This window comes from Klebsiella sp. SWET4 (genome assembly GCF_024296565.1).
GTDB lineage: Bacteria > Pseudomonadota > Gammaproteobacteria > Enterobacterales > Enterobacteriaceae > Klebsiella > Klebsiella variicola.
Window position 1 is genome coordinate 128,118 of the sequence record NZ_JANCOB010000010.1, and the last position, 12,011, is coordinate 140,128.

Below are 12,011 nucleotides of genomic sequence, written 5' to 3' on the forward strand. Positions count from 1 at the left end.
GGGGAATATTTGAGGAGTGGATATTGGGGATGAGTGGGGAGCGTTGGGTTGTGTTGAGGTATGCGGGTGAGAGTGATGTGAGAACAATTTGAGATGATTTTGAGTGGGGTTTGGGGGATAAAGGGGGAAAGGGGAGTGGCTGGCAGGTGGAGTTGGGGTTGTGGGGGTTGTGAGAGGAGGTTGCTGGTGGCAGTTGCGCCCCGGAACGGTGGTAAAAGCTGACGCCGCGCAGGATAGCGCTGTTTTTTTCAACACTTAGCGCAATGACGACACGCTGTCGCTTGCATGACCGCCGCCGACAGGTATAATCCAGAACGTTTCCGCATCCCCTTCAGTGCCGAAGTGGCGAAATCGGTAGACGCAGTTGATTCAAAATCAACCGTAGAAATACGTGCCGGTTCGAGTCCGGCCTTCGGCACCAATCAAGAAAAACTCCTTAGAAACAAAGAGTTAGATAAGTAACTCTGCCTTTCTTGCCTGTGTTTTTTGCTTGAATAATGTCACCAACGATTGCCGCTGTGTTTGGTAGTGGCTTTTGGGATGTTATCACGCAGCGGCAGGTAGTTTCCAGGCTCAACCCTGTACAAAACGTGAACGGTCAGCACTGACGGCTTAATTTCTTGTCGCTGGTCTATTCGTTGCGCTTTTCCTTTGAAGCCGGAAGACGCCGCCAGCGTCTCTAATCCTTTTCCCATAACCCTTGTCAATGTGGCTCGCGCTTCGTGCGGCGCTCCATGATGCAACACGTCGAGATGACGTTGCAGAGAATAAACAGGCGTAATGTTGGGAAGACTAACCGGATCGGGAAAGAATCCGGCTCTGCCACGGTTTCAGCCACCGGATCACAACGGCTACCTGATAAGAAGCCATGACAAGGCGTCATCATTCCCGTGAGGGGATTATATCTACTGCGGAAGTCGCTGTACTCCGCCTTTCTTTATGTGCCCAACACGGCACGTAATGGTCACCTATTGCCTTCGGCACCATTTGGTAGGGGATTTTGGCATCTGGATTTGTCACTGCGATTTTCTGTAGCCTGCCCTTATGGCCCCAGTGTGAGGGCAGATCTGGAGGTAATCATGGCGAAGAATGCAGCAGCAACCAAACGCAACAACCGTAAGATCCACGCCCGTAAGTTTCTGGCAACCCCGGAGGGAAAAGCGTGGCTTGAACGGAAGAAGGCAGAGGAGGCTGAGTTGAAAATGGTCGCAGAGGCCAGGAAATTTATCTGATATCAGCCAACCACAAAGGAGCCGACCATGCCCCTGTGCTCGTTTAAAGTGCTGCTGTACAACTGATGATACACCTAAAGGGGTTGATCGCTGGATGTACCATCACGACGCTTTATGGTTGCTATTACCTTTTTTCTTCTTCCGCTCGATGTTTGCTAAAACTTTTTCTATCCATTTAGGCTCATCTTCGAGATCTGAATAGTAGCAATACTCTGGAACAGCTTTCCAGAATGCAGTTATTGCATCCGCAAATTCAACAAACTGCTCTTCTGAGACGTGTAAATCATCATGGTTAGGTACGATCTGCGTCCCTAGAACATCGGTAGGGTGTGGGTAGTACTGAGGATAATTGGATGATAGTGTTTGATGTGCAGCGCCGTCTCCATGCTTGTATACGTTTACTACCAAGTTACAGGCATTGATCCTTTCTCCGTATTCTGTTCCATTGATTTTGAGGCCAATCCATTCGAGAAAATCAGTAAGCTGATGGAATGTGAAATTCCAGATCATGGGAGTAATTAACTCTCGTTTGCACCAGTGGCTTAGCTCTTTGATGGTATGTTCTCGTAGTTTCTTATCGAACTGATGATACATACCTGCTGTTAATGCCAACAACACGGTATTTTGCATCTCCAGAAGCGACCATACATAATTAATTCCCTCATGATAGGCTTGCTCGTAGGCCGCCATTGGATCATCGTTATCTGGATCAAAATACTCAGCAGTAGCCTCCAAAAACTGTTGTTCTCTCTTCTCTGCTTCTTGTTCTAAATCACCAAACTGAGAGAGAAGCCGCCGCCTTGCCTCAGAAACGTAAAATTCATGAGGTTCAAGAAAGTATGGAAGATCGGCTCTGGCTAGCCAGTAGGTAACAAAATTCTCTGTAGACATACATTTCCCTAATGGAGCGATAGACATTTTGAGGTTATGTTATCTTCGGTGAGGGTTAAAATCCTTAACTGATGTTGTGGAATTGTCATTTGGTTTGAAATGCGGTAGAAGGATAAAATTCACTGTGCGCTTTAATAGAAACATCCATAAAATGAGGTGGTTATGAGTGAGCGCTACGAATTATTACCCGGTTGCTTCCTGACAGTTTCAATCTCTTCGGGATACTTTACAGTCATCCTTGCTGGCTCGCTTCCTCCTGATGCCCCAGGTTCTGTTCTTGCTGATAATGTCGAACAAGTAATAGGTGTACTCGATGCATACTTTCAATTGACTTACTCGCAGCGTCAAAGCATTGCTGAATACCTTAGCTCTCAGGGGATGGAACTTTGAAAGAATGGCTGTTTGATGTGGATAATTTGACCATGCTTGCTGCATGGGCTGGATTTTTACTATCGATATTCCAGTTATTAAAATCAAGAACATCTATTCGGCTTTTCTTGGGGTGTGATCGGGATGAGGACAGAATCTACGTTTCCAACAAGAGCGCTCACGATGTGACGTTAAGTTCAGCTGGTGTAGTTACAGCCAGCGGACGCCTTAGCGATTGTTCTAACGAGCATTGTGATGAATACATGATCAGCCCACTGCTGCCGCGTCGATTAAAAGCCCGAGATGAAATGTTCTTGGAAGTGCCATTTGTCAACAAGGCTCACCATAACAAGATGCATCATCGCGGAGGGGTGTACGTGACTACATCTGACGGAAAGCTGTTCAGTGATGTTAGTTGGCTGCGTCGTCGTTGGTGGTGGCTGCTTTCAGTAATCCTGAAAGATTCCAAACGGTGAAGCAGCATTTATCCATAGTCAAGAATCGCGAAAGTTTTGATAACTGGCATAAACAGTTTAATCGACAATCACTATGAGAGAGGAGGGATTCCTCCTCTCTCACAATGCTACAGCTTAAATCGCATTTTTGTACGAATCACGAACACCATCACGATAACCCTCTGCAAATGCAGCTTGCGGGCTTTTATGGCGAACAGTTCCTGCTTGACTATCAGGAAGGGCAGAGAGATCAACCCAAGGTTGCCCCGAGCGGATCAGACCTGCATTGTAGCCTTGCTCATAAGCGCAGCCACAGCATTTATGGCGACCTTCACCGCCTTGATCATCTGGCAAGTTACTGAATTTATGGCTATAACGATGTTGCTTGTAACAGATTGTCATATGTAAATACCTGCGTTTTTTTAAACCGAGTGTTTACATGACCAACCAAGCCAGGCACAATCAAGTCGTCAAAAATGATGTCGAGGCTAACAATCGTTATGAGTCTGCAAACTCATGGTGGTCATGCTTCATAGGCCGGATTCACGCACGTGAATCCGGTTTTTTATGCCTTAAATTCAGACATAGGGACTACATGTAGTGGCGTAATTATCGCTGGCTACTACATAAGCAATATTCTATTAAGGATTCTTCTTAGTACAAGGGTTGATTTTGACGTTAGATTGAGGTTGCGGAAGGCTAATAATCATCCAACCCACGCCGCATAAGGCCTGGCGAAGAAGTCAATAAAACTGAAAAAAAAATGAAAAATTGATCGATCGCTGATTTCTTCAACGTTGTTACGGATAATGAGATTCAAGTTACTGGTAACTTTGAGGAAAGAATGTGCCTAGAACTAACTATTTTTCATTGTTACCACTCCTCCCCCAGGGAAAATTCTTCCGATAGTGTGTCCGCAGTCTCCTGCGTGAACCCGATATAAAATAGCGTTGAGGCAGGGTTTGCCTGGCCCAACAATTTTGTGATGTGTTCCAGTGGAGCACCGTTCTCAAACAATATACGGCCCTTGCTTTTGCGTGGTGTATGGCTTCCCACATCCTGAAAACCTGCACGGCGTCCGCATTTCCCGTACTCAGTCAACACCGCGTTGTGTGAAACTGGCAGGCCCTTCGACCTCAGATCGGACAGGCTGAATATGTAGTCACTGAATTTTGGGCGGTCTGCTGCTTCTTCCCGGCGAGCCTGGACGATAGAGCGCATAGCTGGGGTAATAGCGACCTTGTGAAGTTTCCCCGTCTTCTCTTGCTTGATAGACAGATGTGTTTTGCCCTCAGCGAACTGATCCCAGGTCAGCTTTACTGCGTCACCGAAGCGGAGAGCGCTTTCAAATTGCATCGCCCAGAGGCAGCGAAACAGGTTCGTCTTTTTGTTCTTTGCTAACTCCGCGATGACTGCCTTCACCTCGTCCGCTGTCTTCAATGCCACCATCGAATTACCCATGCCCTTCTCCTTGCCGCCGGGCGGCTGCCAATCTCTTGATTGATTCATTTTTGATCAAAAACAATTGGATATAAAGTTCTTTAATTTACTGATCGCACAAAATGATCAAATTTTTAGAGCGGATTGTACGCCAAGTGAATGCAAGGCAGGTATGCCCCCGCCCGCCGGGAGACTAACCAACTCTGGGTAGTGTCATAGCTTGGCAAGCAGGGAAATGTCCTTCGGTCGCTATGTCTGATCGGTTAGGCGGGGCTGATGGTCCCTTGGGGAAATGGCAGGATCTTTTGCAAATATCTTAGTGGCTGAGTTATCGAGTACCGCCCGAGTCCCGAGCATCAGCCCAACGAAGTGAATAAAACCTGCCTTATACTGCATAAATTCTGCATAGAAAGGCCTCTTGAGGGCGAATGCAGCCTCATCTCTTTATTATCAATTAGTTAGAAAGTGGAGACTATAAGTCTTCACTTTCAGTGCTTCGATCTTCTTCCCCCAGCCTGGAGCAATTCCCAACCAACATGACGGGCGATATGTTCCGGCTCCCGTCTCAGATCTTCCCCTCACAGCCTCAACCCTTCCACCATCCGGCAACCCTTACCACGCTTCATCAGAAGCCCTTAGCGGCGTTTGCCGTCGCGATCTGAATCTTGATTACCACAATCATAGCGCCTTCCAGAACGCGTCCCATGAGCCTGAAAATCGGGCTGAAAGCTGCGCGATTCTCAACTTCCATGGTTTTTGGTGAAGGATTTTTTTCAGAGAAATGGGGCGTCGTGATTGAATGTGGTTTAGCACCATACAGAGCAGGCAAACCACGATCCCGGCAGACTGAATTGACGAAGCCGCAATTGGCGCAGCGCTCAGACCTGAACGTAATGTACTCAACGCCATAGCGAAGACCGCCACTTATCCCCGACCGCACATGGGTAATGCCCCGACCTGGCCCGGACTGGGTGTATGTGGGACATTTAGCCGCATTTAATGGGTATTATTACGCAATTATTTCCCGCCAAAAATCCAACCGATGATCGCACTAATGACCGCTGTCCGGGTCTCACCTGCTGCACTTTTGAGGACGTTGATTATGGTATCGCTCGCGCCTGGTGCTTGCTGCTGGAGCAACTTCAAGCCGATTGGAGTTAACTTAGCGGCGTAGTCCATGTCGGTTGATGAGATAATATCAATATAACCCATATCCCTTAGAGCCAATAAGGTGTTACGCAGTAGCTCGCTGCGCTTGTCGTTCCAGCCCCAATCCGAATAGTCAAATTCTGAGTGGCAGGGATAATCCGCGAAAAGTTTAACCAGAATTCCGGTTGCCATCTCGTTAAAGCTATCTTTGCCTTGAATGATTTCCATGTCGTTTACCTCTGCTTGATGATGGAGATAGATTACTAGGTAGTACAGATAACCACCATTCAGAAGTCATCGGTAATCAGTACACATGAAAACCAGTTTCATCGGTAATGGTTACAGATGAGTCATCGGTAATGGTTACCTACCAATAAGATCAATCTAATTAAGATCAAAACACCAATAAGATCAGTAACACCCTATGCGGCCTTCCCTGGCCGTGAAGACCTTACACAAGGTCAACATCCACACCTTTAAGATTGCCATTGCGATGGCTATCTTTCTTTTTGGTCTCGTTTAGTCGCTACGCTCCACGCTTCGCGATATCCATCGCCCATGCGGTGACTCGTTATCCTGTTCTGACCGAACAGGCTCGCCGCCTTTTGGGCAGCAAGGCGACAGCCGCGCAGTAACTTTGGGATATTGTCACGAGGAGTGTAACCCGCAGAGTCAATGGGGCGGAGAGGGGGCCGTGCGAAAGTCTGGACCGATAAGCAAATCCCGTGCCAACTTGACCGTATCAACCCATCTGAGGCTTCACGGGAGGCCCGTAGAGCGATTAAAACACCTCACACAATAGATGATAGCGGGTGTGGGGCAGAGGCCCGCAGAATCGCTTATAGCGCGTTTAAAAGACCTTGACATTGAATCCTCAATCATGCCATAGTAAGATTGGGAAATTAATTTTATCTTGACAAATGCTTGCATTTGCTGATAACATGGCTTTTAACAATTAAGGTTTCATCACCGCCCGGTGAGAGTCCTGACTAAATGGGTTACACGATAGAACCTCCGAGAATAATTTCAATAACTCAACGGAGAACCCAATGAACAAACCAAAATCCCAACGCATCACCCCAGCCGCCATGTCTGGCGAGCAGATCGCAGACGCGATCCTTTACGGCACGTACACCAAAACTGCGCTTTGGTCTTTCATCTCCAGAAATGGCGGAGCGGATGCAGCTCATGCGAAGTACCCGCAGCTTGCCGTTGCACTTCACATCCTGAAACAGGAACGGAAGAAGGCAAAGAGCGCCCGAGCGGTCAAGACGATCCTCACGCCGCTATCCCGGCAATACGCTGACGGTCAGTCACTGACTGAGATTCTGGCCCCGGTGCTCCAGGGTTACCGCCGCCTCTATAGAGAGAAACTCAATCTCGATATGACGCCGGAACAGGTGATTCTATTCCTGGTTGCCACCCACGGCGTAGAGAACCTGGAACAACACGGTTACAGGATCGCGGGCAACTTCCCAACCTTGTGACATCCGGCGCAACGCCGGGCCAATCAAATTGCCTAAAACAGGGCAAACCAACCAAAAATCAAGGCCACAAGGCCGCCGAATCCTGATCGCCACCCACGATTGCAGGAGCGAATCCGCATGTCTGACAAACAGGAGAAAACGCCATGAAACTGACGTTTAGCAATTCAACGATGGACGTAATCATGCACGAGTGTCGCCGAACAGGAACACCTGTTGCAACGTTTATCAACAGACTCGTGGATGCCGAGGCAGAACGCATCCGAACAAACATGAAGAATCCCATTGAAGGAGAGCACTATGAGCAACAGAGCAGCAGAAAATAAACCTGAATTATGGATTGAAGAGGATCGCCGCCTTTCCTTTGCAGAAAGCGTCACTATCAAGGCAACTGGTGAGTGTTTCAAGGTTGAGGACAAACTTGCAAAAATTCATACCTATATGGTGGATCAATACAACAGTTACCGGGCCGATGGTAAGAACTTCTATGAAGATCAGAGGGACATAGCGACTAAATGCAAATGCACACCAAAAACCCTTGGCAAGTGGATAAAAGTTCTTGAAACGCTTGGTTTACTCGTCATTGATGAGAGTCAGAAAAGCCATTCATACACTGTTCGCTCGGTAGTGAGCCAGGAACACAACCTGATTTTTGATTACCCGAAACTGTTAAACGGTTCACCGTCCTACGATCATGAAAAAGCACTTGAGCGGCTTAGGGAAAGCCGTGGAACCGGTGGGGAAACTGACGGTAAGGTTATCCTGGTCGATTTCAAAAAACAGACAAAAACACCTGAGCCGCAGCCAGCCGTTGTGGAAACTGGCTATAAACCCCCGACTATACAGAGCAAAGGGACGATCTACACTCCCGAGCAGATGGCCCGCTTTGCTGCTGAGGAACGTACAAAGTATGCCGATGGTGGCACACCTTTTTAATGATGAGGAATAATGACGAATGATGATCGCAACGGCGTAAGCGCCGAACCAGAAAAGATTGACCCAGAAGAACAACTCCCAGACCTACCCGGCCCAGAATTACCTGACCTCACCCGCCTATATAAACGTCGATGTCGTGATGGCAACGTTATGCAGAGATGCAAACACATGCTCATTGCGGGATATTCTCCAGGACGCGTGGCATTGCTGCTGAGGCTACCACTAGAAAAGGTTAAAGAACTCCACCAGGCGAGTTACAACCCGCGATGTAGGCGCTTTGCGAACCCGAACAACGGGAAATTAATAATAACGATGTGGCACGAGGGCGCAACGCTCGTGGAGGTCTGCCAGACGCTGAGCTTGCCGTTGTTCACTGTGGTGATGTCACTTCGGCAGAATGGCGTTACCAATGCCGCAACGGCTCCACGGATGCCAGAGTACGATGATCCGCTGTATGTTGAATATCGGCAGGTTGTGGCCCGAAAAGCTGCGAGCAAATCACGGCCTATTCAAATAAACCCTGTTCGTCGCGTTAGAAAAGCCGTAGGCCAAAAAGCGAGCCAGACCGCGACGGCCTGACCTTGAACCTCATAGACATTTTACCTTACCTGCCCGTTGCATGGCTGGCGTATCGCTGCGCCCGTGACGGGCTGGTTATCCTATTAAGGAATAAAAACAAAAATGAAAAACTTGCTCAAAACCGTTCGCGATTCCATAGCCGCAGCCATGAACGGGCGCACCATCGAACAGATGGAAACCGAACAGCGGCAGGACGCTGTAAAAAACGCCGTGGATGACTATTTAATCCGCCATCCCGATTGGCAACCATCAACGAAGCCAGCGCCGAAAGCTGCGCCAGTGACTAACACCAAGCAGAAAACCGCGAAGATCAAAAAGGCGCTTGGTGCTGGGGCAGGTGGCTTCCAGGCCCACGAGATTGACCCGGAAATGCTCCGTCTGGCGCGGGATAAATGCCGCCAGGTGGTCGCCTCAGACCCTGAACGCTATTCGCACATCATCGAATCCACACCGCTTAAAAGAATTGAGTGATTCAAGGCAGAATTGCCGATACAGGATGAGTTACCGATTGAATTTACGTGAAATTTGTTGATAATGATTATCATTCATGGTAAAATGCTAACATAGGGTGATTAATGGATTCGAAAGAGTCTACTGCGAACTACAGCCAATTGAACGTAATTTAATCTCCTCTCAGGCGCTGGCTCCTTGATACCTTGCACAGGCCATCTTTGCTTTCCAGCGCCGCTTATTCAGTACCAGCCCGGTTTAGCCGGGTTATCGGTTTCCGATAACGTCCATAAAGGGCGCAGCACAACGTATATCCTGCCGTGGTATTAGCCTTCCGCGATGGGGTTTGCCATAAGCCCCGGCTCTCCTCCGGGCCATCTCGCCATGATGTGAACTGGCACGAGCGCACGGCGCAGGGATTCAGAGGTCTCCCGTCGTTGCCGCTCCCTTATTCTCTTCTCTCAGAAAAATAACGATAAAGATCCTCGTTGCTCCTCAGGGGCGGTATCTCCGCCGCCCGCCTTTTTTCTGATGCAGAAACAAATAAAGGAAGGTCGCCCAGTGGGCGACCTCTTTTGTACTCGCACGCCGTCAATTCTGACGATACGGCCCGAAAGGCCAAAGCCTACAGGCCAGCAAACAACAACTTTATGGAGTGACTTTTATGAAAATGGGCGAATCCCAACGCACCTTTAATGATGTCGTGACCTATCAGGCCGACGCTAATTTTGCAGTGAAAACAATCAACATCCCAAACCTGGCCGTCGAAGTGCAGCCCGGTTCGGTTATTAAGGCCGATGGCACTGCATTTACCTCCGGCAATGATGCGTTACTGGTTCTGAGTCATCACCGTGCTGGTACAGATGCAAACATTATCGTTGCTGACCGTGGCGTCTACATCCGCCCGGAAACCGTCATCGCCGTTATGGGCGCGACTGTAGGCACTGCTGCAATTGCTGCTCTGACTGCATCCGGCAACATCCGCGTAGCTCAGGCTGACGCTCAATAATTTTACCGATAAGGACATCACAACATGGCTCTAACAAAAGATTTTTCATACGTCGATTACAGTTCGACCTTTGCGAACGTTCCGGCTCGCAACCGTATCTTAACCAACCTGAACATTTTCCAGCGTGACGTTACTGACCAGTTTAAAACCAGTCTGGACATCCTGAATGCTCAGGCTGACACCATCGCCCCGGCAGCGAATCGCTTTTCCAGCGAATGGGGAAGCACACCGAAGCCAAAAGCAGCTAACCATCTGATCGAGCTTCCTCTGTTCCCTACGCAGGATGTGATCACGGCAGCAGACGTGCAGCCATTCCGTAAAATCGGATCGGCGCTACAGGCCAGCGTGCTGGATGCTGTAACTGCTAAAAGTCTGGCTCACTATGAACGCTTCGCTGCGACTCGTGAACGCATGTTTGCTGAAAGCCTGTTCCGTCATCGTGTCACCGATATGGAATACACCGCAGATGGCCCGATCCTGGATTGGTCAGAGGAATTTGGTTACGACCAGAGCACCGGAACCATCTACACGGGGGTTGCTGCTGATCCGTTAGAATCCCTGTCCGATGAGGTCAGCGCCATGAAGCGCCGCATGGGTGGTCTTGCTTCGCTGCTGAAAGGTATCTACCTGTTCGCGGGTTCCAACCTGTTCAAGAAGCTGCGTTTTAACCCATCGGTTCGCCAGCTTGTGCAGTATGGTGTGCTTGATCCTGATGGTCTGGTATTCAATAAAGAGATCAATCCGGCATTCAGCTATTACGTCCTGGATAACGTGACCGTAGTCGAGATGTCCGATACCGATTTCTACGGCATCGGTGCAGATCAGGGCTTCATGGTTCCGGTCTTCGAGAAGCCGTTGAGTGCTGATCAGGCATCACCATTTACTAACCTGGTCGGCCCAACGAGCCGCAACCTTGAGCTTGCCTTTGCTGACGTAGTGGATTTCCGCATCTATAGCAGCACCGATACGTATAAGAACATTACGCTTTCCAGTGAGTTCAGCTTGTTGCCGATTTGCTACCGCCCGGATCTGGTGACCGCCATCACCAACGATGCTTCGTAATCAGGCAAGGTAACAGCCCAACGGGATAAAACCCCAGGAGCTAACGGTTTTGGGGGCCATCATTGGCCCCTCCGTCATTGTGGAGAGGTAAAAATGCGACTAAATCTATTAGGTGTCGGAAATGCAGCGCTGCTATCGGTTAAGTTCAAGACGTTGGATGATGCCGGGTTACTGAACGTATCAGCGCTCGCCAGAGCGTTGGGCGTACACCGCAGCACCTTTTTATCACGTGTGGCGACTCATGGCCTTGAGGCCGCGATATTGTACTACGCGACTGATCAGAAATTGAAAGATCTAAACTAACCGGACGGGTAAAACCGCCCGGTTTTTTCATTAACTTGAATACTACATGTAGTGCTTCAATGTAATTTTATGTCAATATGTACACTGTATGTATTGACAGTTAGTTTGTTGTGGTTAATACTTGAACAGTTGAAAGTGGTCATTCGTAATTACTTCTGCACTGGAGAGCTGTTATGGCTAAGATTGGTCGTGATGCTAAGACGGGTCAGTTTATCCCGGTAAGTGAAGCCAAAAAACATCCAAACACAACAGTAGTTGAAACTATCAAAGCACGGCCTAAAAAAGGGACGAAGTAATTTTATAAAGCGCTTAATTGGCGCTTTTTTTGTATATACCTTTGGAGAAATATCATGGCAAATAATCTTTTTGTTACTTATGATCTGATCAAAACCAAAGATTACCCGGCAGTACATAAAGCCATCCAATCATTAGGGGCATGGGCAAAAGTTACAGAATCGAATTGGTATGTGAATTCAACCTATACCGCCTCACAAGCAACGGAAATTGTGCGAAAATCCTTGGATGCGGACGATAAATTAATCGTAGTGGATGCAAGCAACAATGTTGCAAGTTGGTACAATTTGTCAGCAGAGGTAGCTAATTTCATTAAAGATCAATGGTATAAATAACACGGTAGGGGGAGGCTCCCCCT

17 protein-coding genes and 1 tRNA gene are annotated in these 12,011 nt (G+C 48.4%); 14 read left to right on the plus strand and 4 right to left on the minus strand.

Going from position 1 to position 12,011, the window contains the following annotated elements; translation table 11 throughout:
* The first annotated feature begins 336 nt into the window (after nucleotides 1-336).
* Together NKJ21_RS21040 and NKJ21_RS21045 are read left to right on the plus strand one after the other, a co-directional pair.
* Nucleotides 337-421 (plus strand) — tRNA-Leu (locus tag NKJ21_RS21040).
* A gap of 658 nt (nucleotides 422-1,079) precedes the next feature.
* Nucleotides 1,080-1,232: a hypothetical protein gene (locus tag NKJ21_RS21045; RefSeq protein WP_172601110.1), complete on the plus strand. Its 153-nt coding sequence runs from the start codon at nucleotides 1,080-1,082 to the stop codon at nucleotides 1,230-1,232.
* 102 nt (nucleotides 1,233-1,334) lie between these two features.
* Here the strand turns inward: NKJ21_RS21045 and NKJ21_RS21050 are convergent, their stop codons facing one another.
* Complete coding sequence (locus NKJ21_RS21050; protein ID WP_254733183.1) at nucleotides 1,335-2,123, minus strand: hypothetical protein; 789 nt, start codon at nucleotides 2,121-2,123, stop codon at nucleotides 1,335-1,337.
* A gap of 162 nt (nucleotides 2,124-2,285) precedes the next feature.
* Between NKJ21_RS21050 and NKJ21_RS21055 the strand changes: the two genes are divergently transcribed.
* On the plus strand, nucleotides 2,286-2,513 hold the full coding sequence (locus NKJ21_RS21055) for a hypothetical protein (protein WP_254733185.1): 228 nt from the start codon (nucleotides 2,286-2,288) through the stop codon (nucleotides 2,511-2,513).
* Entirely contained in the window at nucleotides 2,510-2,968 is a 459-nt protein-coding gene (locus tag NKJ21_RS21060) for a hypothetical protein (protein ID WP_254733187.1), read from the plus strand. The genes NKJ21_RS21055 and NKJ21_RS21060 overlap by 4 nt, the downstream gene beginning before the upstream one ends.
* A gap of 114 nt (nucleotides 2,969-3,082) precedes the next feature.
* Here the strand turns inward: NKJ21_RS21060 and NKJ21_RS21065 are convergent, their stop codons facing one another.
* Together NKJ21_RS21065 and NKJ21_RS21070 are read right to left on the minus strand one after the other, a co-directional pair.
* The gene (locus NKJ21_RS21065; protein ID WP_224357021.1) at nucleotides 3,083-3,349 is read right to left on the minus strand and encodes a hypothetical protein; all 267 of its coding nucleotides are present in this window, start codon (nucleotides 3,347-3,349) and stop codon (nucleotides 3,083-3,085) included.
* 471 nt (nucleotides 3,350-3,820) lie between these two features.
* Nucleotides 3,821-4,408 (minus strand): tyrosine-type recombinase/integrase, encoded by a 588-nt coding sequence (locus NKJ21_RS21070; RefSeq protein WP_224357023.1) that lies wholly within the window; start codon nucleotides 4,406-4,408, stop codon nucleotides 3,821-3,823.
* Nucleotides 4,409-5,091: 683 nt separating this feature from the next.
* Between NKJ21_RS21070 and NKJ21_RS21075 the strand changes: the two genes are divergently transcribed.
* Nucleotides 5,092-5,298 carry a hypothetical protein gene (locus tag NKJ21_RS21075; RefSeq protein WP_254733189.1) on the plus strand — a complete coding sequence of 69 codons (207 nt, stop codon included), beginning with the start codon at nucleotides 5,092-5,094 and terminating at the stop codon, nucleotides 5,296-5,298.
* A gap of 106 nt (nucleotides 5,299-5,404) precedes the next feature.
* Here the strand turns inward: NKJ21_RS21075 and NKJ21_RS21080 are convergent, their stop codons facing one another.
* Complete coding sequence (locus tag NKJ21_RS21080; protein WP_047665937.1) at nucleotides 5,405-5,764, minus strand: hypothetical protein; 360 nt, start codon at nucleotides 5,762-5,764, stop codon at nucleotides 5,405-5,407.
* A gap of 821 nt (nucleotides 5,765-6,585) precedes the next feature.
* Between NKJ21_RS21080 and NKJ21_RS21085 the strand changes: the two genes are divergently transcribed.
* The 9 genes from NKJ21_RS21085 to NKJ21_RS21120 all read left to right on the plus strand — a co-directional run bounded on the left by NKJ21_RS21085 (nucleotide 6,586) and on the right by NKJ21_RS21120 (nucleotide 11,988).
* Nucleotides 6,586-7,023 (plus strand): hypothetical protein, encoded by a 438-nt coding sequence (locus NKJ21_RS21085; RefSeq protein ID WP_224357025.1) that lies wholly within the window; start codon nucleotides 6,586-6,588, stop codon nucleotides 7,021-7,023.
* A 143-nt stretch (nucleotides 7,024-7,166) separates the two neighbouring features.
* A complete protein-coding gene (locus NKJ21_RS21090) occupies nucleotides 7,167-7,346 on the plus strand; it encodes a hypothetical protein (RefSeq protein ID WP_165813403.1) in 180 nt (59 codons plus the stop codon).
* Nucleotides 7,321-7,956, plus strand: coding sequence for a DUF6945 domain-containing protein (locus NKJ21_RS21095; RefSeq protein WP_165813404.1), 636 nt, complete (start codon nucleotides 7,321-7,323; stop codon nucleotides 7,954-7,956). Before NKJ21_RS21090 ends, NKJ21_RS21095 begins: the two co-directional genes overlap by 26 nt.
* Nucleotides 7,957-7,968: 12 nt before the next feature.
* The gene (locus NKJ21_RS21100) at nucleotides 7,969-8,535 is read left to right on the plus strand and encodes a hypothetical protein (protein ID WP_254733191.1); all 567 of its coding nucleotides are present in this window, start codon (nucleotides 7,969-7,971) and stop codon (nucleotides 8,533-8,535) included.
* 102 nt (nucleotides 8,536-8,637) lie between these two features.
* On the plus strand, nucleotides 8,638-9,006 hold the full coding sequence (locus tag NKJ21_RS21105; RefSeq protein WP_047027782.1) for a hypothetical protein: 369 nt from the start codon (nucleotides 8,638-8,640) through the stop codon (nucleotides 9,004-9,006).
* 643 nt (nucleotides 9,007-9,649) lie between these two features.
* Entirely contained in the window at nucleotides 9,650-9,994 is a 345-nt protein-coding gene (locus NKJ21_RS21110) for a hypothetical protein (RefSeq protein ID WP_071557271.1), read from the plus strand.
* Between the two features lie 24 nt (nucleotides 9,995-10,018).
* Complete coding sequence (locus NKJ21_RS21115; protein ID WP_254733193.1) at nucleotides 10,019-11,056, plus strand: major capsid protein; 1,038 nt, start codon at nucleotides 10,019-10,021, stop codon at nucleotides 11,054-11,056.
* A gap of 476 nt (nucleotides 11,057-11,532) precedes the next feature.
* The gene (locus tag NKJ21_RS27705) at nucleotides 11,533-11,655 is read left to right on the plus strand and encodes a hypothetical protein (protein WP_302931833.1); all 123 of its coding nucleotides are present in this window, start codon (nucleotides 11,533-11,535) and stop codon (nucleotides 11,653-11,655) included.
* Between the two features lie 54 nt (nucleotides 11,656-11,709).
* On the plus strand, nucleotides 11,710-11,988 hold the full coding sequence (locus NKJ21_RS21120; RefSeq protein WP_254733195.1) for a hypothetical protein: 279 nt from the start codon (nucleotides 11,710-11,712) through the stop codon (nucleotides 11,986-11,988).
* Nucleotides 11,989-12,011: the final 23 nt, after the last annotated feature.

Bases quoted from the DNA above. Each gene is read 5' to 3' on its own strand.
- NKJ21_RS21075 (WP_254733189.1), top strand. From the start codon at position 5,092: ATGAGCCTGAAAATCGGGCTGAAAGCTGCGCGATTCTCAACTTCCATG.
- NKJ21_RS21045 (WP_172601110.1), top strand. From the start codon at position 1,080: ATGGCGAAGAATGCAGCAGCAACCAAACGCAACAACCGTAAGATCCAC.
- NKJ21_RS21120 (WP_254733195.1), top strand. From the start codon at position 11,710: ATGGCAAATAATCTTTTTGTTACTTATGATCTGATCAAAACCAAAGAT.
- NKJ21_RS21105 (WP_047027782.1), top strand. From the start codon at position 8,638: ATGAAAAACTTGCTCAAAACCGTTCGCGATTCCATAGCCGCAGCCATG.
- NKJ21_RS21095 (WP_165813404.1), top strand. From the start codon at position 7,321: ATGAGCAACAGAGCAGCAGAAAATAAACCTGAATTATGGATTGAAGAG.
- NKJ21_RS21110 (WP_071557271.1), top strand. From the start codon at position 9,650: ATGAAAATGGGCGAATCCCAACGCACCTTTAATGATGTCGTGACCTAT.
- NKJ21_RS21065 (WP_224357021.1), bottom strand. From the start codon at position 3,349: ATGACAATCTGTTACAAGCAACATCGTTATAGCCATAAATTCAGTAAC.
- NKJ21_RS21070 (WP_224357023.1), bottom strand. From the start codon at position 4,408: ATGGGTAATTCGATGGTGGCATTGAAGACAGCGGACGAGGTGAAGGCA.
- NKJ21_RS21055 (WP_254733185.1), top strand. From the start codon at position 2,286: ATGAGTGAGCGCTACGAATTATTACCCGGTTGCTTCCTGACAGTTTCA.
- NKJ21_RS21080 (WP_047665937.1), bottom strand. From the start codon at position 5,764: ATGGAAATCATTCAAGGCAAAGATAGCTTTAACGAGATGGCAACCGGA.
- NKJ21_RS21115 (WP_254733193.1), top strand. From the start codon at position 10,019: ATGGCTCTAACAAAAGATTTTTCATACGTCGATTACAGTTCGACCTTT.
- NKJ21_RS27705 (WP_302931833.1), top strand. From the start codon at position 11,533: ATGGCTAAGATTGGTCGTGATGCTAAGACGGGTCAGTTTATCCCGGTA.
- NKJ21_RS21100 (WP_254733191.1), top strand. From the start codon at position 7,969: ATGACGAATGATGATCGCAACGGCGTAAGCGCCGAACCAGAAAAGATT.
- NKJ21_RS21090 (WP_165813403.1), top strand. From the start codon at position 7,167: ATGAAACTGACGTTTAGCAATTCAACGATGGACGTAATCATGCACGAG.
- NKJ21_RS21085 (WP_224357025.1), top strand. From the start codon at position 6,586: ATGAACAAACCAAAATCCCAACGCATCACCCCAGCCGCCATGTCTGGC.
- NKJ21_RS21050 (WP_254733183.1), bottom strand. From the start codon at position 2,123: ATGTCTACAGAGAATTTTGTTACCTACTGGCTAGCCAGAGCCGATCTT.